Origin of the sequence: Burkholderia guangdongensis (assembly GCF_013403875.1) — a bacterium.
In the GTDB taxonomy this organism is placed as follows: Bacteria; Pseudomonadota; Gammaproteobacteria; order Burkholderiales; family Burkholderiaceae; genus Burkholderia; species Burkholderia guangdongensis.
The window spans coordinates 83942-107430 of record NZ_JACBNX010000007.1; the positions used below are offsets into that span (position 1 = coordinate 83942).

General features: G+C 66.4%; 18 protein-coding genes and 1 pseudogene. 14 read left to right on the top strand and 5 right to left on the bottom strand.

Annotated features, from left to right (window positions below; all coding sequences use genetic code 11):
* Positions 1-9: 9 nt before the first annotated feature.
* The gene (betB, locus tag HZI36_RS08890; RefSeq protein ID WP_179402275.1) at positions 10-1479 is read right to left on the bottom strand and encodes a betaine-aldehyde dehydrogenase; all 1470 of its coding nucleotides are present in this window, start codon (positions 1477-1479) and stop codon (positions 10-12) included.
* Positions 1480-1511: 32 nt separating this feature from the next.
* Positions 1512-2099: a transcriptional regulator BetI gene (gene betI / locus HZI36_RS08895; RefSeq protein WP_179402276.1), complete on the bottom strand. Its 588-nt coding sequence runs from the start codon at positions 2097-2099 to the stop codon at positions 1512-1514.
* A 290-nt stretch (positions 2100-2389) separates the two neighbouring features.
* On the opposite strand from betI, the gene fdhA reads away from it, so the two are divergent.
* The gene (gene fdhA / locus HZI36_RS08900) at positions 2390-3589 is read left to right on the top strand and encodes a formaldehyde dehydrogenase, glutathione-independent (RefSeq protein ID WP_179402277.1); all 1200 of its coding nucleotides are present in this window, start codon (positions 2390-2392) and stop codon (positions 3587-3589) included.
* Positions 3590-3644: 55 nt separating this feature from the next.
* Here the strand turns inward: fdhA and HZI36_RS08905 are convergent, their stop codons facing one another.
* Positions 3645-4667, bottom strand: a complete 1023-nt coding sequence (locus HZI36_RS08905) for a GlxA family transcriptional regulator (protein WP_179402278.1) — start codon at positions 4665-4667, stop codon at positions 3645-3647.
* A 459-nt stretch (positions 4668-5126) separates the two neighbouring features.
* Between HZI36_RS08905 and HZI36_RS08910 the strand changes: the two genes are divergently transcribed.
* From HZI36_RS08910 to HZI36_RS08965, 12 genes and pseudogenes are all read left to right on the top strand, one after another.
* Positions 5127-6401 (top strand): serine hydroxymethyltransferase, encoded by a 1275-nt coding sequence (locus HZI36_RS08910; RefSeq protein ID WP_179402279.1) that lies wholly within the window; start codon positions 5127-5129, stop codon positions 6399-6401.
* Positions 6402-6437: 36 nt separating this feature from the next.
* The gene (locus HZI36_RS08915; RefSeq protein ID WP_179402280.1) at positions 6438-7409 is read left to right on the top strand and encodes a dipeptidase; all 972 of its coding nucleotides are present in this window, start codon (positions 6438-6440) and stop codon (positions 7407-7409) included.
* A gap of 150 nt (positions 7410-7559) precedes the next feature.
* Positions 7560-8093: a DUF5943 domain-containing protein gene (locus HZI36_RS08920; protein ID WP_179402281.1), complete on the top strand. Its 534-nt coding sequence runs from the start codon at positions 7560-7562 to the stop codon at positions 8091-8093.
* A 51-nt stretch (positions 8094-8144) separates the two neighbouring features.
* Complete coding sequence (locus HZI36_RS08925) at positions 8145-10208, top strand: NADH:flavin oxidoreductase (RefSeq protein WP_179402282.1); 2064 nt, start codon at positions 8145-8147, stop codon at positions 10206-10208.
* A 3-nt stretch (positions 10209-10211) separates the two neighbouring features.
* On the top strand, positions 10212-12140 hold the full coding sequence (locus tag HZI36_RS08930) for a (Fe-S)-binding protein (RefSeq protein ID WP_179402283.1): 1929 nt from the start codon (positions 10212-10214) through the stop codon (positions 12138-12140).
* 4 nt (positions 12141-12144) lie between these two features.
* A complete protein-coding gene (locus HZI36_RS08935) occupies positions 12145-13311 on the top strand; it encodes an electron transfer flavoprotein subunit alpha/FixB family protein (RefSeq protein ID WP_179402284.1) in 1167 nt (388 codons plus the stop codon).
* Positions 13308-14093: an electron transfer flavoprotein subunit beta/FixA family protein gene (locus tag HZI36_RS08940; RefSeq protein ID WP_179402285.1), complete on the top strand. Its 786-nt coding sequence runs from the start codon at positions 13308-13310 to the stop codon at positions 14091-14093. The genes HZI36_RS08935 and HZI36_RS08940 overlap by 4 nt, the downstream gene beginning before the upstream one ends.
* 58 nt (positions 14094-14151) lie before the next feature.
* Positions 14152-15390 carry an aromatic ring-hydroxylating oxygenase subunit alpha gene (locus HZI36_RS08945; RefSeq protein ID WP_179402286.1) on the top strand — a complete coding sequence of 413 codons (1239 nt, stop codon included), beginning with the start codon at positions 14152-14154 and terminating at the stop codon, positions 15388-15390.
* A 28-nt stretch (positions 15391-15418) separates the two neighbouring features.
* Complete coding sequence (locus tag HZI36_RS08950; protein ID WP_179402287.1) at positions 15419-16573, top strand: FAD-binding oxidoreductase; 1155 nt, start codon at positions 15419-15421, stop codon at positions 16571-16573.
* A gap of 136 nt (positions 16574-16709) precedes the next feature.
* Positions 16710-17588: a glycine betaine ABC transporter substrate-binding protein gene (locus tag HZI36_RS08955; protein WP_179402288.1), complete on the top strand. Its 879-nt coding sequence runs from the start codon at positions 16710-16712 to the stop codon at positions 17586-17588.
* 168 nt (positions 17589-17756) lie between these two features.
* Positions 17757-19412: pseudogene (locus tag HZI36_RS08960) on the top strand (trimethylamine N-oxide permease).
* Positions 19413-19421: 9 nt separating this feature from the next.
* Entirely contained in the window at positions 19422-20060 is a 639-nt protein-coding gene (locus HZI36_RS08965) for a nucleoside triphosphate hydrolase (protein ID WP_179402289.1), read from the top strand.
* A gap of 1 nt (position 20061) precedes the next feature.
* Here the strand turns inward: HZI36_RS08965 and purU are convergent, their stop codons facing one another.
* Entirely contained in the window at positions 20062-20934 is an 873-nt protein-coding gene (gene purU, locus HZI36_RS08970) for a formyltetrahydrofolate deformylase (protein WP_179402290.1), read from the bottom strand.
* Positions 20935-21341: 407 nt separating this feature from the next.
* On the opposite strand from purU, the gene HZI36_RS08975 reads away from it, so the two are divergent.
* Positions 21342-22481, top strand: a complete 1140-nt coding sequence (locus tag HZI36_RS08975; protein WP_179402291.1) for a porin — start codon at positions 21342-21344, stop codon at positions 22479-22481.
* Between the two features lie 66 nt (positions 22482-22547).
* Here HZI36_RS08975 and HZI36_RS08980 read toward each other — a convergent pair whose 3' ends face one another.
* Positions 22548-23450, bottom strand: a complete 903-nt coding sequence (locus HZI36_RS08980) for a LysR family transcriptional regulator (RefSeq protein ID WP_179402292.1) — start codon at positions 23448-23450, stop codon at positions 22548-22550.
* Positions 23451-23489 lie beyond the last annotated feature (39 nt).

Genomic DNA, 23489 nt, shown 5'->3' on the forward strand with positions numbered 1-23489 from the left:
TACGCTCCTTTAGAACACCGGGTTGTAGCGGCCGAGCTCGACCTGCACCGATTTGATTCGAGTGTAGTGCTCGAGCGTCGTGATGCCGTTCTCGCGTCCGACGCCGGATTGCTTGTATCCGCCAACCGGCATTTCCGCGGCGGATTCGCCCCAGGTGTTGATCCAGCAGATGCCCGCCTCGAGGCGATGGATCGTGCGGTGCGCGCGCGACAGGTTTTCGGTGACGACGCCGGCCGCGAGCCCGAAGTGCGTGGCGTTCGCGCGCGCGATCGCCTCGTCCTCGGTCTCGAACGCGAGGATGCTCATCACCGGCCCGAAGATTTCCTCGCGGACGATGGTCATGTCGTCGCGGCAGTCGCCGAACACGGTCGGCGCGACGTACTGGCCGCGCGCGAAATGCCCGTCGGTCAGGCGCGTGCCGCCGGCGAGCAGCTTCGCGCCTTCCTTCTTGCCGCTCTCGATGAAGCCGAGCACCTTGTCGAGCTGCGCGGCGCTCGCGAGCGGGCCGAAATTCGTGTCGGGGGCCGAAGGCTGGCCGACGCGGATCCGCTTCACGCGTTCGAGCACCTTCGCGACGAAGGCCGCCTCGACCGCCTTCTGCACGAACACGCGCGTGGCGTTCGTGCAGACCTGGCCCGCGCTGAAGAAGTTCGCGGTGACCGCGATGTCGGCCGCGCGGTCGAGATCGGCGTCATCGAACACGATCAGCGGCGACTTGCCGCCGAGCTCCATCGTCACTTCCTTCAGCGACGACGCGCCCGCGAGCGACATCACCTTCTTGCCGGTCTCGACGCCGCCGGTGAACGACACCTTCGCGATCTCCGGATGGCCGGTGAGCAGCGCGCCGACCGAGCCGTCGCCCTGCACGACGTTGAACACGCCGGCGGGCAGGCCGGCTTCGGTGTAGATCTCCGCGAGCTTCAGCGCGGACAGCGGCGTGACCTCGCTCGGCTTGAAGATCATCGCGTTGCCGGCCGCGAGCGCGGGCGCGGTCTTCCAGCACGCGATCTGGATCGGGTAGTTCCATGCGCCGATGCCCGCGCAGATGCCGAGCGGCTCGCGGCGCGTATAGACGAACGAGTCGGCGCGCAGCGGCACTTGTAGCCCCTCGATCGCGGTCGCGAGGCCCGCGTAGTATTCGATCACGTCGGCGCCGGTCACGATGTCGACTGCGATCGTCTCGGCGATCGGCTTGCCGGTGTCGCGCATCTCGAGCTCGGCGAGCGCGTCGTTGCGCTCGCGCAGCAGATCGACCGCGCGGCGCAGGATGCGCGAGCGCTGCATCGCGGTCATCGCCGCCCATTCGCGCTGGCCTTCGCGCGCGGATGCGACCGCGCGCTCGACGTCGTCGGCGCTCGCCTGCTGCACCTGCGCGAGCAGTTCGCCCGTCGCCGGATCGAAGGTGTCGAAAGTCTTGCCGCTCGTGGCGTCGACGTAACCGCCGCCGATGTAGAGGCGCTGCAAACCGTATACGGACATGATGATCTCCTGAGGGGCCGCCGCGATGCGCGTCAAGGGTGCGACGCGAGCAGCAGGTCGATGTAATCGTTCGCGAGCTTCAGCGCCGCGCGCGTGTCGAACGGGCCGCCGGCGAGCGCGCCGCGCAGCCACAGGCCGTCGATCAGCGCGGCGAGGCCGCTCGCCGACTGGCGCGCTTTCGCGGGCGGCATCGCCTTCGCGAATTCGGCGCTGAGATTCGAAAAGAGCCGGCGCGTGTTCACGCGCTGCAGCCGCTTCAGCGCGGGCTCGTGCATGCTTTGCGACCAGAACGCGAGCCAGGTCTTCATCACCGGCGCGCTCGTCTGCGTATCGTCGAAGTTCGCGGCGACGATCGCGCGCAACCGCGCGCGCGGATCCTTGCGCGCGGCGACCCGGCGGCGCGTCGTCGCGCTGCGCAGATCGCGCAGCACGTGGCGCATCGTCGCTTCGAGCAGCCCGTCCTTGTCGCCGAAGTAGTGGCTCACGATACCCGTCGAGATGTTCGCGCGCTGCGCGACCGATGCGAGCGTCGTGCCGGGCAGGCCGGCCGCGTCGATCGTGCGCAGCGTCGCGTCGATCAGCTGCGCACGGCGGACTTCGCGCATTCCGACTTTCGGCATCACGGCTCCTTCGCGCCCGGCGGGTGAGGTGAACGGAAGCCCGAAGCTTATCTTTTTTTTATTGACCGTTCAATCAATAAAAAATGGGTTCGATTCGGACGCCGGACCGGCGGCGAACGGGCGGCGAACGGGCGGCGAGCGGGCGATGTCGGCGCCGATCAAGCGCGTGTCGGGTTTTGAACGCCGGGGGCACCGCGTTGCGGACTACTCTCGATGACGCCGCTGAGGCCTTGCGCCACGCCGTTCGGCGCGGCCGGCAGCACCATCCAACGAGACATGGAGACAGAGCGATGAGCAGCAATCGAGGTGTCGTATACATGGGGCCGGGCAAGGTCGAGGTTCAGAAGATCGACTATCCGAAGATGGTCGATCCGACTGGGCGTTCGATCGGTCACGGCGTGATTCTGAAGGTCGTCACCACGAACATCTGCGGGTCCGATCAACATATGGTGCGCGGCCGCACGACGGCGCCGGTCGGCCTCGTGCTCGGGCACGAGATCACCGGCGAGGTGATCGAGGTCGGCGGCGACGTCGAGACGATGAAGGTCGGCGATCTCGTGTCGGTGCCGTTCAACGTCGCGTGCGGACGCTGCGCGATGTGCAAGGACCAGAACACCGGCGTGTGCCTGACCGTGAACCCGTCGCGTGCGGGCGGCGCGTACGGCTACGTCGACATGGGCGGCTGGATCGGCGGCCAGGCCGAGTACGTGATGGTGCCGTACGCGGACTTCAACCTGCTGAAGTTCCCGGACCGCGATCAGGCGATGGCGAAGATCCGCGATCTGACGTGCCTGTCCGACATTCTGCCGACCGGTTATCACGGCGCGGTGACCGCGGGCGTGAAGCCGGGCTCGACTGTCTACATCGCGGGCGCGGGCCCGGTCGGGATGGCGGCCGCCGCGTCGGCGCGCCTGCTCGGCGCCGCGTGCACGATCGTCGGCGACATGAACGCGGAACGTCTCGCGCATGCGAAGGCGATGGGCTTCGAGGTCGTCGACCTGTCGAAGGATGCGACGCTCGGCGAACAGATCGCTGAAATTCTCGGCACGCCGGAGATCGATTGCGCGGTCGACTGCGTCGGCTTCGAGGCACACGGGCACGGCGCGTCGGGTCACGCGGAGGAAGCGCCGGCGACGGTGCTGAACTCGCTGATGGAGATCGTGCGGCCGGCGGGCGCGATCGGCATTCCGGGGCTCTACGTGACCGACGATCCGGGCGCGAAGGACGTCGCCGCGCAGCACGGTAGCCTGAGCATCCGCTTCGGGCTCGGCTGGGCGAAGTCGCATTCGTTCCATACCGGCCAGACGCCGGTGCTGAAGTACAACCGCAATCTGATGCAGGCGATCCTGCATGGCCGCCTGCCCATCGCAGATATCGTCAACGTGTCGGTGATCTCGCTCGATCAGGCGCCGGATGGGTACAAGAAGTTCGATGGCGGCGCACCGCGCAAGTTCGTCATCGATCCGCACGGGATGTTGAAGGCGGCGTAACCTGGCGGGAAGGTGACGGGAAGTGGCCAGCCCTTCGGGGGCTGGCCGCACACGCCTATGCGTGCATCATCAACGACGAGACCGGCGGCGAGCCCCCGGGCCCTGCCGCCAGCGGCGCGACCTGCTGCCGCCGCTCGCGCGTCGGCGCCACACCGAACGAATCCCGATAGCTCTTGCTGAAATGGCACGCCGACTGGAATCCGCACGCCATCGTGATGTGCATGATCGACATGTCGGTCTGCAGCAACAGTTCGCGCGCGCGGCGCAGCCTGAGCGTCAGGTAGTAATGCGTCGGCGTCATCCCGAGGTGTTCGCGGAACAGCCGCTGAAGCTGCCGCTGCGACATGCCCGCCAGCCGCGCGAGCTCTTCGCGCGACAGCGGCTCCTCGATGTTGTTCTCCATCAGCGAAATCACCTCGAACAGCGACTTGTTCGCCGAGCCGAGGCGCGCGACGAGCGGCATCCGCTGCTGTGCGCTCGTGTCCCGCACGTGCTCGACGATGAACTGCTCGGCGATCTGCGTGACACGCGCGGTGCCGACGCGCGCGGCGATCAGGTTCAGCATCATGTCGAGCGGCGCGACGCCGCCGGTGCACGTGATCCGGTCGCGGTCGACCACGAACAGTTCCTTCAGGAAGCGCGTGTCCGGGAACTCTTCCTTCAGCGCCGACATGTTTTCCCAATGGATCGCGCACGCATAGCCGGCGAGCAGGCCCGACTTCGCGAGCGCGTACGTGCCGGTGCACAGGCTGCCGAGCGGAATGCCGGAGCGCGCGAAGCGGCGCAGCGCCGACAGATGCTCCGCCTGGGTCGCGCGCTGCACGTCGACGCCGCCGCACACGAACACGATGTCGGGCTGCCCGATGCTGTCGGCGGGGCTCGTGTCGACGGTGAGGCCGTTGCTCGCGGTGATCGGCCCGCCGTCGGGGCTGACGACCGACCAGCGGTACAGTGTTTGCCCGCTCAGATAGTTCGCCATCCGTAACACTTCGATCGCATTCGTGAACGCGATCATCGTGAAATTCGGCAACGGCATGAACGCGAAGTGAGACAGCGACGCTGTGCGGTCGGGCGACATGGGGGAGTGATCCTTGAATCTAATAGCTTCTGCGCCCAGGGGCACGGACTGGGCTGCCGTATTGTGGGAGCGGGCGCAACAAGCGTGCCATACGGCTAAACCCTAGCTGTTACCGTTGTCACACCGTGCTCCGCGCCTGGAGACCGCACCGCGCGCGTGCGCCGGCGCCAGTTCCCCGGGCAGTCCCCGCACCGTGAAAGTGCCGCCACGCGGCGCGCACGGCGGGGTCGTATCCTCTGCCGAGCCGGATCCGGATCGAAAGCGCACGATCGTTCACTTGTATAAAACGGACGCGCATGGCGGAAAAGGCAAAGAACGCGTCTAAATTCATCAATCGACCGGAAATCCGAACGACAAGAATAGAGCCGTCGGGAGCCCTTGACCGGCAAGGCTTCACCAGCCGGGCGGGGCGGCCCTTCCGCCTTGTAAGCAGCCATTTCATTCAGCCACGGACGCTCTATGTCGAACACCCAGCCTTTCTTCTCGCAGCCTCTGGCCGAGCGCGACGCGCCGGTTCGCAGCGCACTCCTGAAAGAACTCGAGCGGCAGCAGTCGCAGGTCGAGCTGATCGCGTCGGAAAACATCGTGTCGCGCGCGGTGCTCGAAGCGCAGGGCTCGGTGCTGACGAACAAGTACGCGGAAGGGTATCCGGGCAAGCGTTACTACGGCGGCTGCGAATTCGCGGATGAAGTGGAGTCGCTCGCGATCGAGCGCGTGAAGGAGATCTTCAACGCCGGCTACGCGAACGTGCAGCCGCACTCGGGCGCGCAGGCGAACGGCTCGGTGATGCTCGCGCTGGCGAAGCCGGGCGACACGGTGCTCGGCATGTCGCTCGACGCGGGCGGCCACCTGACGCACGGCGCGAAGCCCGCGCTGTCCGGCAAGTGGTTCAACGCGGTCCAGTACGGCGTGAACCGCGACACGATGCTGATCGACTACGACCAGGTCGAGGAGCTCGCGCACCAGCACAAGCCGAGCCTGCTCATCGCCGGTTTCTCCGCGTATCCGCGCAAGCTCGACTTCGCGCGCTTCCGCGCGATCGCCGACAGCGTCGGCGCGAAGCTGATGGTCGACATGGCGCACATCGCCGGCGTGATCGCCGCGGGCCGTCACGACAATCCGGTCCAGCACGCGCACGTCGTCACGTCGACCACGCACAAGACGCTGCGCGGCCCGCGCGGCGGCTTCGTGCTGACGAACGACGAGGACATCGCGAAGAAGATCAACTCGGCGGTGTTCCCGGGCCTGCAGGGTGGCCCGCTGATGCACGTGATCGCCGGCAAGGCGGTCGCGTTCGGCGAAGTGCTGACGCAGGACTTCAAGACGTACATCGACAACGTGCTCGCGAACGCGCAGGCGCTCGGCGAAGTGCTGAAGGCCGGCGGCGTCGATCTGGTGACGGGCGGCACCGACAACCATCTGCTGCTCGTCGATCTGCGCCCGAAGGGGCTGAAGGGCGCACCGGTCGAGCAGGCGCTCGAGCGCGCCGGCATCACCTGCAACAAGAACGGCATTCCGTTCGACACCGAGAAGCCGACGATCACGTCGGGCATCCGTCTCGGCACGCCGGCCGGCACGACTCGCGGCTTCGGCGTCGCGGAGTTCCGCGAGATCGGCCGCCTGATCCTCGAAGTGTTCGACGCGCTGCGCACGAATCCCGAAGGCGACCACGCGACCGAGCAGCGCGTGCGCCGCGAGATCTTCGCGCTCTGCGAACGCTTCCCGATCTATTGAACGACGACCCGACAAGAATCATTGGAGCACACAGCCATGAGCACGCTGCACCAGGACAGCATCATCATCGACGGCCTGAACATCTCGAAGTTCGAGCGGCCGGTGTTCGAGGACATGCGCAAGGGAGGCATCACCGCCTCGAACTGCACGGTGTCGGTCTGGGAAAACTTCACGAAGACCGTCGACAACATCGGCGTGATGAAGAAGAAGATCCGCGACAACAGCGAGCTGCTGACGCTCGTGCGCACGACGGACGACATCTTCCGCGCGAAGAAGGAAGGCAAGACCGGCGTGATCCTCGGCTTCCAGAACGCGCATGCGTTCGAGGACAACATCGGCTACATCGAGGCGTTCGCCGACATGGGCGTGCGCATCGTGCAGCTCTGCTACAACACGCAGAACCTGGTCGGCACCGGCTGCTACGAGCGTGACGGCGGGCTGTCGGACTTCGGCCGCGAAGTGATCACCGAGATGAACCGCGTCGGGATCATGGTCGACCTGTCGCACGTGGGCGGCAACACGTCGTCGGAAGCGATCGCCTTCTCGAAGAAGCCGGTGTGCTACTCGCACATCCTGCCGTCGGGCCTGAAGGACCATCCGCGCAACAAGAGCGATGCGCAGATCAAGGAGATCGCGGACGCGGGCGGCTTCGTCGGTGTGACGATGTTCGCGCCGTTCCTGAAGCGCGGGATCGAATCGACGATCGACGACTACATCGAGGCGATCGATTATGTCGTGAACATCGCCGGCGAAGACACGGTGGGGATCGGCACGGACTTCACGCAGGATTACGCGAAGGAGTTCTTCGACATGCTGACGCATGACAAGGGCCGTTATCGCCAACTGACGAACTTCGGCAAGATCATCAATCCGGAAGGCATCCGGACGATCGGCGAATTCCCGAATCTGACCGCCGCGATGGAGCGCGCAGGCTGGTCGGAGTCGCGCATCCGCAAGCTGATGGGCGAGAACTGGGTGCGCGTGTACAAGGACGTCTGGGGCGCGTAAGCCGCCAGCCGCTCCCGCACGCCTGGACACTTAGACACTTAAACACGAACGAAACACCGGACGTGCCCGCGAGAACCGCGCGGGCACGCGGGCGATGCCGCGCCTCTCGCGAAGACGCAAGCGGCCCACTTTCCTCACGGAGTCACCACGATGCAACCGCAACTGCCGATCGACGTCGATCCCGATACCGGCGTCTGGACCACCGACGCACTGCCGATGCTGTACGTGCCGCGCCATTTCTTCACGAACAACCACGTTGCGGTCGAGGAAGCGCTCGGCGTCGACACGTATGCCGAGATCCTGTACAAGGCCGGCTACAAGTCCGCGTACCACTGGTGCGACAAGGAGGCGAAGCTGCACGGCCTCACCGGGATGGCGGTGTTCGAGCACTACCTGAAGCGCCTGTCGCAGCGCGGCTGGGGGCTGTTCTCGATCATCGAGGCCGATCCGGCCACCGCGCACGCGAAGATCGAACTGCGCCATTCGTCGTTCGTGCTCCAGCAGCCGGGCAAGGTTGGCAAGCTCTGCTACATGTTCGCCGGCTGGTTCGCCGGCGCGATGGACTGGGTCAACGACACGACGCCGGAAGGCAAGGGCGCGCCGCGCGCGTTTTCGAAGGAAGTGCAGTGCGCGGCGGAAGGCCACGACCACTGCGTCTTCGAAGTGTCGCCGATCGCCCACTGACCCCGAATCACACCGCAATACCAGACATACGAACGCCAGAGGTCGCCTGCGATGCGCTATCCCCACTTGTTCAAACCCTTGCAGCTCAACCAGCTGACGCTGCGCAACCGGATCGTCAGCACCGCGCACGCGGAGGTGTATGCGGAGCCGGGCGGCCTGCCGGGCGACCGCTACATCCGTTACTACGAGGAGAAGGCGAAGGGCGGCGTCGGCCTCGCGATCTGCGGCGGGTCGAGCCCGGTGTCGATGGACAGCCCGCAGAGCTGGTGGAAGTCGGTGAACCTGACGACGGACAAGGTGATCGATCCGCTGTCGCGCCTGGCCGAAGCGATGCACCGTCACGGCGCGAAGATCATGATTCAGGCGACGCACATGGGGCGCCGCAATGCGTACCACGGCGAGCACTGGCCGCACCTCGTGACGCCGTCGGGCGTGCGCGAGCCGGTGCACCGCGGCAACGCGAAGGTCATCGAAGTCGAGGACATCAAGCGGATCATCAAGGACTTCGCGGCCGCCGCGATCCGCGTGAAGAGCGCGGGGATGGACGGCATCGAAATCTCGGCCGCGCACCAGCAACTGGTCGACCAGTTCTGGAGCCCGCGCACGAACTTCCGTACCGACGAATGGGGCGGCAGCTTCGAGAACCGTCTGCGCTTCGGCATCGAAGTGCTGAAGTCGGTGCGCGAAGCCGTGGGCAAGGACTTCTGTGTCGGCCTGCGGATGTGCGGCGACGAATTCCATGAAAACGGCATCGATCACGAGCACGCGAAGGAAATCGCGCATGCGATGGAAGCGACCGGGCTGATCGACTACATCAGCGTGGTGGGTTCGGGTGCGGACACGCACAACACGCTGGTGAACTGCATGCCGCCGATGGCGCTGCCGCCGGAGCCGTTCGTGCACCTGGCCGCGGGCATCAAGTCGGTGGTGAAGCTGCCGGTGATGCACGCGCAGAGCATCCGTGACGCGGGCCAGGCCGAGCGCCTGCTGGCGAACGGGATGATCGACCTGGTCGGGATGACGCGCGCGCAGATCGCCGATCCGCACATGGTGATCAAGATCCGCGACGGGCGCGAGGACGAAATCAAGCAGTGCGTCGGCGCGAACTACTGTATCGATCGCCAGTACAACGGTCTCGACGTGCTGTGCGTGCAGAACGCGGCGACGTCGCGCGAGGCGACGATGCCGCACGTGATCGAGAAGTCGCGCGGGCCGAAGCGCAAGGTGGTGGTGGTCGGCGCGGGCCCGGCGGGCCTGGAAGCGGCGCGCGTCGCGCGCTCGCGCGGCCATGACGTCGTGCTGTTCGAGAAGAACACCGAAGTCGGCGGCCAGATCATGATCGCGGCGAAAGCGCCGCAGCGCGAGCAGATGGCCGGCATCGTGCGCTGGTTCGACATGGAGACGAAGCGGCTCGGTGTGGATCGGCGCCTCGGCGTCGCGGCGGACGAGAAGATGATCATGGCCGAGAAGCCGGACATCGTCGTGCTGGCGACGGGCGGCCACAGCTACACGGAGGAGGTGCCGGGCTGGGGCGTGGCGGAAGGCCTCGCGGTCAGCGCGTGGGACATCCTGACGGGCAAGGTCGAGCCGAAGCAGAACGTGCTGGTCTATGACGGCATCAGCACGCATGCGGGCTCGGGCGTGGCGGACTTCATCGCGAGCCGCGGCTCGAAGGTCGAGATCGTGACGCCGGACGTGAAGGTGGCCGACGACGTCGGCGGCACGACGTTCCCGATCTTCTATCGGCGCCTCTACGCGGTGGGCGCGGTCCTGACGCCGAACTACTGGCTCGATCGCGTCTATGAAGAGGACGGCAAGAAGATCGCGGTGCTGCGCAACGAGTACACGGAAGAGCTCGAGGAGCGCGTGGTCGACCAGGTGGTGGTCGAAAACGGCACGCGGCCGAACGACGAGCTGTACTGGAAGCTGAAGCCGGAGTCGGTGAACCACGGGCAAGTGGATGTGAACAAGCTGTTCGCGTCCGAGGCGCAGCCGTGCCTGTCCGAAGAACTCGGCAACGGCCGCTTCCTGCTGTTCCGCGTTGGCGACTGCATCTCGATGCACAACATCCACGGCGCGATCTACGATGCGCTGCGTCTCGTGAAGGATTTCTGATCCATGAATCCGGCCTTTCTGATTACCGCGTTGCTGTGGCTGTCGGTGGCGGGCCTCGCGTTCGCGGTCGCGAAGCGTTCGTCGTACTGGCGTCTCGGGCGCGCCGCCGCGCCCGGCACGGTCAGCCTGTCGAACCTGTTTGCGATTCCGAAGCGTTATTTCGTCGATCTGCACCACGTCGTCGCGCGCGATCCGTACATCGCGAAGACGCACGTCGCGACCGCCGGCGGCGCAATCGCCGCGCTCGTGCTCGTGTTCATCAACTACGGTCTCGCGATCTATTCGCCGTGGCTCGACAAGCTGATCTTTCTCGCGGCGCTCGCGATGCTGGTCGGCGCGGTGTTCGTGTGGCGCCGCCGTCACGCGAAGGACGTGCCCGCGCGACTGTCGAAGGGCCCGTGGAATACGCTGCCGTGGCTGCTCGGCTCGTTCGCGCTCGGCCTCGTGCTGTACATGCTCGTGCCGGCGTCCGCGATGTCGGGCGCGTTCGCGGTGTTCTGCGCGGTGCTGATCGGCGCCGGCGCGTTCGCGATGACGGTCGGCGCCGCGAAGGGCGGCCCGATGAAGCATGCGATCGCGGGCCTGCTGCATCTCGCGTTCCATCCGCGCCAGGAGCGTTTCGCGGCGACGCGTGCGTCGTACACCGGTGAAGGCACCGCCACGCCGCCGACCGCGCTGAAGCTGCCCGACATCGAGCATCAGCAGGAATACGGCGTCGCGAAGCCGGTCGAGTTCCGCTGGAACCAGCTGCTGAGCTTCGACGCGTGCGTGCAGTGCGGCAAGTGCGAAGCCGCGTGCCCCGCGTTCGCGTCCGGCCAGCCGCTGAACCCGAAGAAACTGATTCAGGATCTCGTCGTCGGCATGGCGGGCGGCACCGATGCCGCTTACGCGGGCAGCCCGACGCCGGGCATCGCGGTCGGCCAGCATCGCGGCGAGCCGAACGACCCGATCGTGTCGGGTTTGATCGAAGCGCAGACGCTGTGGTCGTGCACGACCTGCCGTGCCTGCGTGCAGGAATGCCCGATGCTGATCGAGCACGTCGACGCGATCGTCGACATGCGCCGCAACCAGACGCTCGTGCACGGCACCGTGCCAGGCAAGGGCGCCGAAGTGCTCGCGAACCTGCGTGAGACCGGCACGATGGGCGGCTACGACACGGCCGCGCGCTACGACTGGTCGGTCGACCTGAGCGCGCCGGTCGCGCAGCCGGGCAAGCAGGTCGACGTGCTGTTCGTCGCGGGTGAAGGCGCGTTCGACATGCGCTATCAGCGTACGCTGCGCGCGTTCGTGAAGGTGCTGAACAAGGCCGGCGTCAACTATGCGGTGCTCGGCGCATCGGAAACCGATACCGGCGACGTCGCGCGCCGTCTCGGCGACGAAGCGACGTTCCAGCAGCTCGCGAAGCGCCTGATCGGCACGCTCGACAAGCTGTCGTTCAGCCAGATCGTGACCGCCGATCCGCACGTGATGCACAGCCTGCGCAACGAATACCGCGCGCTGGGCCTGCGCGTGACGGTCAAGCATCACACGACGTATCTCGCGGAGCTCGCGTCGGACGGCCGCATTGCGCCGAAGGCGGTCGAAGCGCTGCGCGAGAAGAAGACCACGTATCACGATCCGTGCTACCTCGGCCGCTACAACGGCGAGACGGAAGCGCCGCGCCAGTTGCTGAAGACGATCGGCATCCAGGTCGTCGAGATGGAACGCAACGGCATGCGCGGCCGCTGCTGCGGCGGTGGAGGCGGCGCGCCGCTGACCGACATCCCGGGCAAGCAACGGATTCCGGATATCCGCATCGCCGATGCGCGCGCGATCGGCGCGGAAGTCGTCGCGGTCGCGTGCCCGAACTGCACGGCGATGCTCGAAGGCGTCGTGGGCCCGCGCCCCGATGTGCTCGATGTCGCCGAACTCGTCGCCGCGTCGCTGGAGTGAACCGATGAACACGATCAAACGAATCGATCCGCGCCGGCCGTTCGTCATCACGGCCGAGGGCCTGAAGCGCATCACGCTCGGCGAAATCGGCAGCGCCGACTCGAGCGCGGCGAACTGGGCCGCGCACGGCCACGCGGCTGCGGCCGCGAAGCCGCGCCGCACGCTCAGCGATCCGAAACATACGCTGCTCGTCGCCGCGCACAGCGACCGCGGCTCGCTCGACGATCACGCGCGCCAGGCGATCGCCGCCGCCGCGTTGCTCGCCGACGCGCACACCGAAGTCGCGCTGCTCGTGTTCGGCGAGCTGAAGGACGACGCGGCCGCGCTCGGCGTCGACAAGGTGATCGAGCTCGCCGAATTCGACCGCCGTACGTTCGCACCCGAAAGCGAGTTGCAAGCCTTGCAGGCATGCATGGCCGCGTTGTCCCCGAAGCACCTGTTCGTGCCGGACAACGCGACCGGCGATGGCGATCTCGGCCGCCGCTATGCGGCCTTGGCCGATGCGAGCGTCGCGACGCACGTCGTCGAGCTCGATGCGCGCCACGTCGGCGCGTACGTGCAAGCGAAGCGCGCGTTCGCGACGCGCGCGCTGCCGGACGTGATCCTGCTCGCGCTGAACGCGGTCGACGCGAAGCTGCCGTTCGTCGGCGCGGGCGAGCCGCTGTCGGCCGATTTCATCCGGCCGGCCGGCGGCGCGACGCAGACATATCGCGATCTCGGCCTCGAGGAACTCGACGCCGCGCAGGTTGCGCTCGAGGAAGCGGACTTCATCGTGTCGGCCGGCAACGGCGTGGCCGACATCGGCGCGTTCGAGCGGCTCGCGGGCACGTTCGGCGCGGCGATCGCCGCGAGCCGCGTCGCGGTCGACAACGGCCATTTCACGCGCGACAAGCAGGTCGGCGCGACCGGCAAGACGGTCGAGGCGAGCGTCTACATCGCGTTCGGCATCTCCGGCGCGGTCCAGCATCTGCAGGGGATCAAGGACTGCCGCCATGTGATCGCGGTGAACCTCGACGGCAGCGCGCCGATCGCGAAGCGCGCGAACCTGACCGTCGTCGGCGACGCGCAGGCGACGATCGCCGCGCTGATCGACGAAGTGCAGGCCGCGCGCGCGGCCCGCGGACAACAGCCCGCCCAGAGCGCGCGGGAACCGGAAGGAGTCGCAGCATGAACGCCCCCCGCCAGTTGCAACGCATCGCGGTGCTCGTGTCCGTCGGCCGGCACCCGGTCAGCGGCGTGCCGCGCTACAGCCGCAACGACGCGGCCGCGCTCGAGCTCGCGCGCGGCCTCGCCGAGCAGCATCACGCGAAGCTCGACGTGATTCACGCGGGCGCGCCCGGCGATCAGGCGCTCACCGAATATCTGGCGCTCGGCGCGCGCGAAGTCGAAGTGCTCGCGTGCCGGGACGGCGAGGACGCGGCCGCGATGCTCGCCGCGCGCGTCGAAGGCTACGACCTCGTGTTGACCGGCACCCGCGCGGAAGGCGCGTTCGATACCGGCATGCTGCCGTATCGGGTGGCGGCGGCGCTCGGCTATCCGCTCGTCGGCTCGGCCGTCGACGTCACGGCGGCCGGCGGGCGTGTCGCGGTTCGGCAATTTTTGCCGAAAGGCGTGCGCCGGCGCGTGGACGCGTCGCTGCCGGCCGTCGTCGCCGTGCATCCGCTCGCGAACGCGCAGCCGCAATACGCGTACGCGCGGCAGCGCGCCGGCACGATCCGGCCGGTGCTCGTGCCGCACGCGATCGACCGCGACGCCGACGCGTGGACGGTCGGCCCGATCGAGCGCAAGCCCGTGAAGCTGGTCGCTGCCGAGAAGCGCTCCGGGCATGCCCGGATGCTGTCGGCGGTGACGACCGAGAGCCGCGGCGGAAACGTCGTAATTGACGGGAGTTCGGTCGAAAAAGCACAAGTGATCCTCGCGTATTTGCGCGAGCATCAACTCATCGATTATTGATTTTCAGTTCAATGCCTGTCGGCAAGAACCCAGGGACGCAAGGAATCCGGAGCAAACGATGAAAGTATCGGCAGACGTTCGTGCGCTGATCGAACGGCGCAAAGAGGGCCACAGCCTCGAGGCGCCTTTCTACCTGAGCGAGGAGATCTTCGCGCTCGACATGGAGGCGATTTTCCGCCAGCACTGGATTCAGGTGGCGATCGAGCCGGACGTGCCGGAACCCGGCGACTACGTGACCGTCGAGCTCGGCAGCGATTCGATCCTGATCGTGCGCGACGACGACATGCAGGTGCGCGCGTTCCACAACGTGTGCCGCCACCGCGGCGCGCGCCTGTGCAACGAGGACAAGGGCACGGTCGGCAACATCGTGTGCCCGTACCACAGCTGGACCTACAACCTGAACGGCGACCTGATGTTCGCCGAGCACATGGGCGAGAAGTTCGATCGCTGCAAGCACAGCCTGAAGAGCGTGCACGTCGAGAACCTCGCGGGCCTGATCTTCGTGTGCGCCGCGGAAAAAGCGCCCGATTTCTCGGCGATCCGCGCGGCGATGGAACCGTACCTGCTGCCGCACGATCTGCCGAACACGAAGATCGCCGCGCAGATCGACATCATCGAGAAGGGCAACTGGAAGCTCACGATGGAGAACAACCGCGAGTGCTATCACTGCGTCGCGAACCATCCGGAGCTGACCATTTCGCTGTACGAATACGGCTTCGGCTACCAGCGCTCGCCGGCGAACGCCGACGGCATGGACGCATTCGCCGAGACCTGCATCAAGCGCGGCAAGGAGTGGGCGGAGATCGGCCTGCCGTCGGCCGAGATCGACCAGCTGCTCGACACGACCGGCTTCCGCACGCAGCGCCTGCCGCTCGACCGCAGCGGCGAATCGCAGACGCTCGACGCGAAGGTCGCATCGAAGAAGCTGCTCGGCGGGTTCGAGCAGGCTGACCTCGGCGGGCTGTCGTTCTGGACGCAGCCGAACTCGTGGCATCACTTCATGAGCGACCACATCGTCACGTTCTCGGTGATCCCGCTGTCGGCCGGCGAGACGCTCGTGCGCACGAAGTGGCTCGTGCACAAGGATGCGGTCGAAGGCGTCGACTACGACGTGAAGAACCTGACCGCCGTGTGGAACGCGACCAACGACCAGGATCGCGCGCTCGTCGAGTTTTCGCAGCGCGGCGCGTCGAGCAGTGCGTACGAGCCGGGCCCGTACTCGCCGTTCACCGAGGGCCTCGTCGAAAAATTCACGGCCTGGTATGTCGGCCGGCTCGCCGACAAGATCGGCGCATAGCGATAGTGCAAGTGGAGCGGAGTAAGAGATGATGCGAGATGCGGCCCAATTCGAGCCGACCGACAGCCGGGTCACGCGCCCGTCTTTCTGGAACGGACTCTCCGAGCGCTGGACCAGCGACGTCGAGGAAACGCTGACGTGCTGCCACGTGCGGCAGGAAACGCACGACGTGAAGAGCTTCTTCTTCCGTTCGCCCGAGGGCCGCACGTTCTCGTTCGAGCCGGGGCAGTTCATCACGCTCGAGCTCGACATCGACGGCGAGACGATCAATCGCTGCTACACGATCTCGTCGTCGCCCGCGCGGCCGCACACGATCTCGATCACGGTCAAGCGCGTGCCGGGCGGCAAGGTGTCGAACTGGCTGCACGACAACCTGCAGCCCGGCGCGTCGATCCGCGTGCTCGGGCCGGCCGGCGAATTCACGTGCGCGCGGCATCCGGCGCGCAAGTATCTGTTCCTGTCCGCGGGCTCGGGCGTCACGCCGCTGATGTCGATGAGCCGCGCGCATCACGATCTCGCCGAGGATCGCGACATCGTGTTCGTGCACAGCGCGCGCACGCCGGACGACATCATCTTCGCGCGCGAGCTCGACCTGATCGCGTCGAACCACACGAACTTCCGCACGTCGTTCGTCGTCGAGCGCGTCGGCGCGCGCACGAACTGGCCGGGCGTCACGGGCTTCCTGACGCTGCCGCTGCTGAAGCTGATCGCACCGGACTTCATGGAGCGCGAGGTCTTCACGTGCGGGCCGGCGCCGTACATGAAGGCGGTGCGCGACCTGCTCGACGAAGCCGGCTTCGATCGCAAGCACTATCACGAAGAGAGCTTCTCGTTCGAGACGCTCGCGGAAACCGCGTCGGCCGAACTGGCCGGCGAGCTCGCGCCCGTGGCCGACACGAACGGCGACGCGTCGGTCGGCACGCAGTTCACGGTCAGCTTCGCGAAGAGCAATCGCGAGATCGTCTGCGGTCCCGAGCAGCACGTGCTCGACGCGGCGCGCCAGTCCGGTGTGCGGCTGCCCGCATCGTGCACGCAGGGGATGTGCGGCACCTGCAAGGTGAAGCTCGTGTCCGGCGAGGTCGAGATGAAGCACAACGGCGGCATCCGCCAGCGCGAGATCGATCAGGGGATGGTGCTGCTGTGTTGCAGCAAGCCGCGCTCGGATCTCGTGATCGACAAGTGACCACGGCAACGCCGCGACGCAATGCCGTCGCGGCTGAACAAGCGTTTGTCGGAAATCCGCCAGACCGGCGAATTGTGGCTGATCAATCTTAAAGCGTCGCGTATCGATACGCGCTTACCCACCCAGGAGACCGATCATGAAGCCCGTTGGAAAACTCAGCAAACTGTTGTTGACCGGCGCGCTGTCCGCGCTGCTGACGCTCGGTGTGTCGTCCGCGTTCGCGGATGCGGCGAAACCCACGCTGAAGATCGGCTACGTCGAAGGCTGGGACGACAGCGTCGCGACGTCGAACGTCGCGGCGCGCGTGATCGAGAAGCGTCTCGGCTATCAGGTGCAGCTCGTGCCGGTCGCGGCGGGCATCATGTGGCAGGGCGTCGCGCGCGGCGATCTCGACGCGACGCTGTCCGCCTGGCTGCCGGTCACGCACGGCGCGTACTGGGACCAGTACAAGACGAAGGTCGTCGATCTCGGCGCGAACTTCAACGATGCGAAGATCGGCCTGATCGTGCCCACCTACACGAGCGCGAAGAGCATCGACGACCTGAATGCGCAGAAGAGTGCGTTCGAAGGCCGGATCGTCGGCATCGACGCGGGCGCGGGCGTGATGCGCAAGACCGGCGACGCCATCAAGGCGTACGGTCTCGACTACACGCTGATGCCGAGTTCGGGCAGCGCGATGACGGCGGAGCTCGCGCGCGACATCCATGCGAACAAGCCGGTGATCGTGACCGGCTGGGCGCCGCACTGGATGTTCGCGAAGTTCAAGCTGCGCTTCCTCGACGATCCGAAGAAAGTGTTCGGCGGCTCGGAGCACGTGGATAGCGTCGCGAACCCGACCCTCGAAACGAAGGCGAAGCCGGTCGCCGAGTTCCTGAAGAAATTCCAGTGGAAGCCGGGCGAGATCGACAGCGTGATGCTCGCGATCCAGAGCGGCGAGAAGCCCGACGCGGCCGCCGACGCGTGGATCGCCGCGCACGGCGATCGCGTGAACACGTGGGTCGACGGCGCGCAGTAATTAATCGGACGAAAACGCGCGCACACGGATTCGGGGCACGTTCGGTGGCATTCCGAAGCATCTTCGGAATGCACCGGGCGTGCCCCGAATTTTTTTGCGCTGCGAAAAAAAATCGTCCGTTGTTAAACTACCGCCCTCGTGCGGCACCGTTGAAGGAGGATCCGTAGGATGAGTCAAGCAGGACTGCGCACGCGCAGCACCGGCCAAGTCGGAACCACGATCTCACATGATACGAACGGCCACTCGCTGCAGCGTGGCCTGACCTGGAAGGACGCCTTCTAGGTGACGAGCGGCGTGCCCGCGGGCGTGCTGTTCACGATCGGCGGCGTGTGCGCGACGATCGGCCAACCCGCGTGGGCGATCTGGATCGCCGCGATCACGATGGGCCTGATTCAGAGCGCGACTTATGCGGAAATATCGGGGCTGTTTCCGCATAAGTCGGGCGGCGCGTCGGTGTACGGCGCGATCGGCTGGGTGCGCTACAGCAAGCTCATCGCGCCGGTCTCCGTGTGGTGCAACTGGCTCGCGTGGTCGCCGATGCTCGCGCTCGGCTGCGGGCTCGCGGCGAGCTATGCGCTGACGAGCCTCTTTCCCGCCAACGCGGCGGTGCTGCACTGGCAGTTCACGGTCGCGGATCTCGGTTTCATCAAGCCCGGCTTGTCGCTGCGGATCAACGCGACGTTCATCGTCGCGACGATCCTGCTGCTCGTCACGTTCCGGCTGCAGCACAGCGGCGCGTCGAAGGCCGCGCGCACGCAGCGCATTCTCGGCATCGCGTCGCTGACGCCGCTCGTGATCGTCGGCATCGTGCCGTTCGTGACCGGCGACGTGCCGATGTCGCATCTGCTGCCGTTGCTGCCGCTCGGCCACGACGCGCACGGCAACCCGACCGCTTCGGTGTTCGGCCACTGGAACGGGCAGGGCGCCGTGATGGCGATGGGCGCGATGTTCATGGCGGGCTGGGCCGCGTACGGGTTCGAGACGGCCGTCTGCTACACGCGCGAATTCCGCGATCCGCGCCGCGACACCGCGAAGGCGATCTTCTGGTCCGGCGCGCTGTGCCTCGTCGTGATGACGATCGTGCCGCTCGCGTTCCAGGGCGCGCTCGGCACGAACGCGATGCTCGATCCGGCGATCGGCGACGGCACCGGCGTCGGTGCCGCGATGGCGAAGATCGTCGGCGGCGGCGCGTGGGTCGCGAACGCGATCATCGTGATGCTGATGCTGTCGATCCTGCTCGTCGTGATGACGTCGATGATGGGCTCGTCGCGCACGCTGTACCAGGCGTCGGTCGACGGCTGGCTGCCGAAGTATCTGTCGCACGTGAACGAGCACGGCGCGCCGACGCGTGCGATGTGGACCGATCTCGGCTTCAATCTCGTGCTGCTGATGATGTCGGACTACATGACGGTGCTGTCGATCTCGAACGTCTGCTACATGCTGTTCGTATTCCTGAATCTGCAGTCGGGCTGGATTCACCGGATGGATCGCCCGGGCTGGGAGCGGCCGTTCCGCTGCCCGACGTGGCTGCTCGTGCTCGGCTCGCTGTGCGGTTTTGCGAACCTCGTATACGTCGGCGCCGGCGCGGACCTGCAGGGCGCGGGCACGCTGCGCAACGGGCTGATCGCGATGCTGCTGATCGTGCCGGTGTTCGTATATCGGCACTACTGGCAGGATCGCGGCCGGTTCCCGGGGCAGATGCAGCGCGACATGGAGCTCGAGGTGCCGAAGCGCGGCCCTTGGCTCGCGTTCGCGCCGTATGCGACGCTCGTCGCGGCGGCGCTCGCGATCGGGGTGCCGTATTACCTCGCGTGGGTGCGGTAGCATTAGCGGATGGACACCCAACCCACCGATCTTGCAGGACTGGCCGGCTACCTGCGCCGAACACAGGGCGCGGCGCGCAGAATCGTTGCAATCGCCGGCCCGCCGGGGGCCGGCAAGAGCACGTTCGTCGAACCGTTGTGCGCGCAACTGAACGGCGACGCGCACGGGTTCGCGCATCTGCTCGCGATGGACGGCTTTCACTACGACGACCGGGTGCTGGATGCGCGCGGCTGGCGCGCGCGCAAGGGCGCGCCGCATACGTTCGACGTCGGCGGCCTCGCCGCGATGCTCGACCGGCTACGCGCGGACGACGGCAGCGAGATCGCGGTGCCGGTGTTCGATCGCTCGATCGAGATCGCGCGGGCCGGTGCGGACATCGTGCCCGCGTCGGCGCGGCTGATCGTCGTTGAAGGCAACTACCTGCTGCTCGACGATCCCGCGTGGGCGCCGCTGCGTGCGCGCTTCGACGTGACCGTGATGCTCGACGTGCCGCGCGACGTGCTGGTCGAGCGGCTGACCGCTCGCTGGCGCGGCTACGGAATGGACGGTGCGGCGTTGCGCGAGAAGATGGAAGGCAACGATCTGCCGAACGTCGATCTCGTGCTGTCGCACTGCGTGCCCGCGGACTTCCGGGCACGAAACTTCTGACTTACTGAAACACCACCGTCCGATCCCCGTTCAGGAACACGCGCCGCTCGATGAACGCCTTCACCGCGCGCGCGAGGGTGATGCACTCGACGTCGCGCCCGGCGGCGAGCAGTTGCTCGGGTCGATACGAATGATCGACGCGCTCCACGACTTGCTCGATGATCGGACCTTCGTCGAGATCGTCGGTCACGAAGTGCGCGGTCGCGCCGATCAGCTTCACGCCGCGCGCGTGCGCCTGATGGTACGGCTTCGCGCCCTTGAAGCCGGGCAGGAACGAGTGGTGGATGTTGATCGCGCGATTGACGAGTTTTGCGCTCGTCTCCGGCGACAGCACCTGCATATAGCGCGCGAGAATCACGAGTTCCGCGCCGCTCGATTCGAACAGGTCGAGCCACTGCGCTTCCTGCTGCGCCTTCGTGTCGGCCGTGATCGGGAAGTGCTTGAACGGCAGCCCGTGCTGCTGCGCGAGCGGTTCGAAGTCCGGATGGTTCGACGCGATCGCGACGATGTCCATTTTCAGCTCGCCCATCCGCCAGCGGAACAGCAGGTCCGCAAGGCAATGCTCGAGCTTCGACACCATGATCAGCACCTTCGGCCGCGCGTTCACGTCGTGGATCGCCCACTGCATCGAGAAGCCGGCCGCGATCGGCGCGAACTCCTGCCGCAGCGCGTCGACGTTCACGCGTTCCGCGTCGGTCGCATGAAACACGCAGCGCACGAAGAAGTGGCCGCTCAGATCGTCGTCGAACACGGTCAGCTCGTCGACGTAGCAGCGGTGCCGGTCGAGAAAGCCGACGACGGAAGCGACCTGGCCCGCCGCGCTCGGGCACGACAGCGTCAGGACGAATTGTTCGGGATGGTGGGCGGCGGTCATGGGGCTCCTCGGGTCTTGGTGGGCGGGTCGCGGCATGAGGTATGCGGCGGCGTGATGTTGACGCCGCGCGCGGCCGGGCGACGCGCGATGCTGAAGTAAATCAGGCCAGATTCGGCGCGGATAGAACTTACCCGCCGTGTGGCTGGTATCGGCGCGTCAGCGCGCCGTCGGCGGAACACCGGCGGCGCGCTCGTCCCGCATGGGTCGGTCGCATCGAGCACAGTCGATGTCGCCTTAAGACGGGTCGCCTGAAATATGGGCCGTTATTTTTTCCGCTAATGGCTCGGTATTGCGGAAAACGAAATACCGAAGCCACACGGACGCGAGAATCGGGTGATGGCGGCGAATTCGCCGCTTCGAAGCCCGCGGTCCTTTTTCCAACGGATGGTCAGGGAGGGTGGTCGACAATGCAGAAATCGAAAGTTGCCGCAGCAGCCGCAATCATCGCGGGCGCATGTTTGCCCGCGGCGAGCCACGCGCAGAGCAGCGTGACGTTGTACGGGGTCCTCGATGCCGGCATCACGTACGTGAACAACACCGGCGGGTCGCACGTGATCAAGTTCGACGACGGCGTGTCGTACGGCAACCGCTGGGGCCTGAAGGGCACCGAGGACCTGGGCGGCGGCCTGAAGGCCGTGTTCGCGCTCGAGAGCGGCTTCCACCTCGGCAACGGCCAGCTCGGCTTCGGCGGCGCGCTGTTCGGTCGCCAGGCCTACGTCGGCCTGCAGAACGACTGGGGCACGCTGTCGCTCGGCGATCAGCTCGACATGACGAACGAGTTCATGACGAACTACAACATCTCCGGCTGGGCGAGCGGCTATGCGATCCACCAGGGCGACTTCGACCGTTTGAACGGCGACCGCCTGCCGAACGCGGTGAAGTACATGTCGAACGACATCTCGGGCTTCAAGTTCGGCGGCCTGTACTCGTTCGGCAACGTCGCCGGCAACTTCCACAAGAACAGCGCGTACAGCGTCGGCGCGAGCTACACGCACGGCGACCTGTCGCTCGCCACCGCATACACGCGCCTGAACAACCCGAACGGCATCTACGGGTTCGATCCGTACGCGATGATCGGCACGCGCACGTTCCTCGGCCAGGCGACCGTCAGCGTCGATCCGGCGACGGGCGCGGTGACGGACCTGTTCTCGAACACGTCGATGAACGTCGACAGCCAGGGCACCTTCGGCGTCGGCGGCAGCTACACGATCGACAAGCTGACGCTGTCGGGCAACTTCACGTACACGACGATCAAGGGCTTCGGTCAGTCGTCGCATATGCAGGTGTATGAAGGTGGCGGCTTGTACCAGTTCACGCCGGCGCTCAGCTTGATCGGCGGCTATCAGTACACGAACTTCGAAGGGCACCACTGGAACCAGGGCTCGGCGGGCGTGCACTATCTGCTGTCCAAGCGCACGGACGTGTACGTGTCCGCCGATTACCTGCGCGCGTCGCAGGGTGTCGATGCGGTGATCGGCTACAGCTTCACGCCGTCGACGACGCAGACGCAGGCCGACGTGCGGATCGGGATGCGGCATTCGTTCTGATCGCGACGGCGCAGGTTTCTCAGCGAGTCTCTGTTGGGCGCGGGCGAAAGCTCGCGCTTTTTTTATTTACGATTCGGCCAGACGGAGCGCATGAATCAGGTCGATGAGCGCGCGCAACCGCGCCGGCACGAAGCGGCGACCCGAGTAGTAGAGCCTCAGTCCGCCAAATGACGGGCACCATGGAACCAGCACGGGCTTCAGCGCACCGGACTTCAGTTCTTCCGTGATGAACCATTCGGTGATGAAGCCGATGCCCAGCCCCAGCAGGACCGCCTGCTTGATCGCCGGCAACTCGTTGAGCGCGATGCGCACGGGCAGATCCATCTGCAGCTTCTGACCGTTGCGCTCCAGCTCCCAGTGATAGATGCCGCCGTGCGCCATGCGCATGCCGATGCTCTGGTGCTCGAGCAGATCGCGCGGATGTCTGGGTGTGCCGTGGCGTTTCAGATACTCGGGCGTGGCCACGACGAGCATGCGGATGTCACGCGAGAGCGGCACGGCGATCATGTCCTGCGGCACCGATTCGGCCAGGCGGATGCCCGCATCGAAACCTTCGGCGACGATGTCGGTCAGGCGCGACTCGCTCACGATGTCGATGCGCACGTCGGGGTAGCGCTGCGCATACCGGCTGAACAGCGGCTCCAGCAGCAGCGATGCCGCGCCCTGCGGCACATTGATGCGCAACGTGCCGCTGGGCGTGTCGGGCCCGGTGCCGGCTTCTTCGCCGGCGCTCCTGATTTCGGCGAGCGCGGGCGCGATGCGCTCCACATAGCGCTGCCCGGCATCGGTCAACGCCACGCTGCGCGTCGAGCGGTTGAACAGCCGCACCTTCAGGCGCGCTTCCAGCCCGGCCACGGCGCTGCTCACGGCCGTGGTGGACATGCCCAGTTCCAGCGCCGCACCGCGAAAGCTGCTGCGGCGCGCGACGGCCAGAACCACTTCCAGTTCGGTCATTCCGGTGCGGTGCATCGATTATCCTGATTATCCGGATGCGTCATCATCAAAAAG

Coding starts and splice junctions, on each gene's coding strand:
- HZI36_RS08955 (WP_179402288.1), top strand. CDS start 16,710: ATGAAGCCCGTTGGAAAACTCAGCAAACTGTTGTTGACCGGCGCGCTG.
- HZI36_RS08925 (WP_179402282.1), top strand. CDS start 8,145: ATGCGCTATCCCCACTTGTTCAAACCCTTGCAGCTCAACCAGCTGACG.
- HZI36_RS08905 (WP_179402278.1), bottom strand. CDS start 4,667: ATGTCGCCCGACCGCACAGCGTCGCTGTCTCACTTCGCGTTCATGCCG.
- HZI36_RS08935 (WP_179402284.1), top strand. CDS start 12,145: ATGAACACGATCAAACGAATCGATCCGCGCCGGCCGTTCGTCATCACG.
- betI (WP_179402276.1), bottom strand. CDS start 2,099: ATGCCGAAAGTCGGAATGCGCGAAGTCCGCCGTGCGCAGCTGATCGAC.
- purU (WP_179402290.1), bottom strand. CDS start 20,934: ATGACCGCCGCCCACCATCCCGAACAATTCGTCCTGACGCTGTCGTGC.
- HZI36_RS08980 (WP_179402292.1), bottom strand. CDS start 23,450: ATGCACCGCACCGGAATGACCGAACTGGAAGTGGTTCTGGCCGTCGCG.
- HZI36_RS08950 (WP_179402287.1), top strand. CDS start 15,419: ATGATGCGAGATGCGGCCCAATTCGAGCCGACCGACAGCCGGGTCACG.
- HZI36_RS08975 (WP_179402291.1), top strand. CDS start 21,342: ATGCAGAAATCGAAAGTTGCCGCAGCAGCCGCAATCATCGCGGGCGCA.
- betB (WP_179402275.1), bottom strand. CDS start 1,479: ATGTCCGTATACGGTTTGCAGCGCCTCTACATCGGCGGCGGTTACGTC.
- HZI36_RS08910 (WP_179402279.1), top strand. CDS start 5,127: ATGTCGAACACCCAGCCTTTCTTCTCGCAGCCTCTGGCCGAGCGCGAC.
- HZI36_RS08920 (WP_179402281.1), top strand. CDS start 7,560: ATGCAACCGCAACTGCCGATCGACGTCGATCCCGATACCGGCGTCTGG.
- HZI36_RS08945 (WP_179402286.1), top strand. CDS start 14,152: ATGAAAGTATCGGCAGACGTTCGTGCGCTGATCGAACGGCGCAAAGAG.
- fdhA (WP_179402277.1), top strand. CDS start 2,390: ATGAGCAGCAATCGAGGTGTCGTATACATGGGGCCGGGCAAGGTCGAG.
- HZI36_RS08915 (WP_179402280.1), top strand. CDS start 6,438: ATGAGCACGCTGCACCAGGACAGCATCATCATCGACGGCCTGAACATC.
- HZI36_RS08965 (WP_179402289.1), top strand. CDS start 19,422: ATGGACACCCAACCCACCGATCTTGCAGGACTGGCCGGCTACCTGCGC.
- HZI36_RS08940 (WP_179402285.1), top strand. CDS start 13,308: ATGAACGCCCCCCGCCAGTTGCAACGCATCGCGGTGCTCGTGTCCGTC.
- HZI36_RS08930 (WP_179402283.1), top strand. CDS start 10,212: ATGAATCCGGCCTTTCTGATTACCGCGTTGCTGTGGCTGTCGGTGGCG.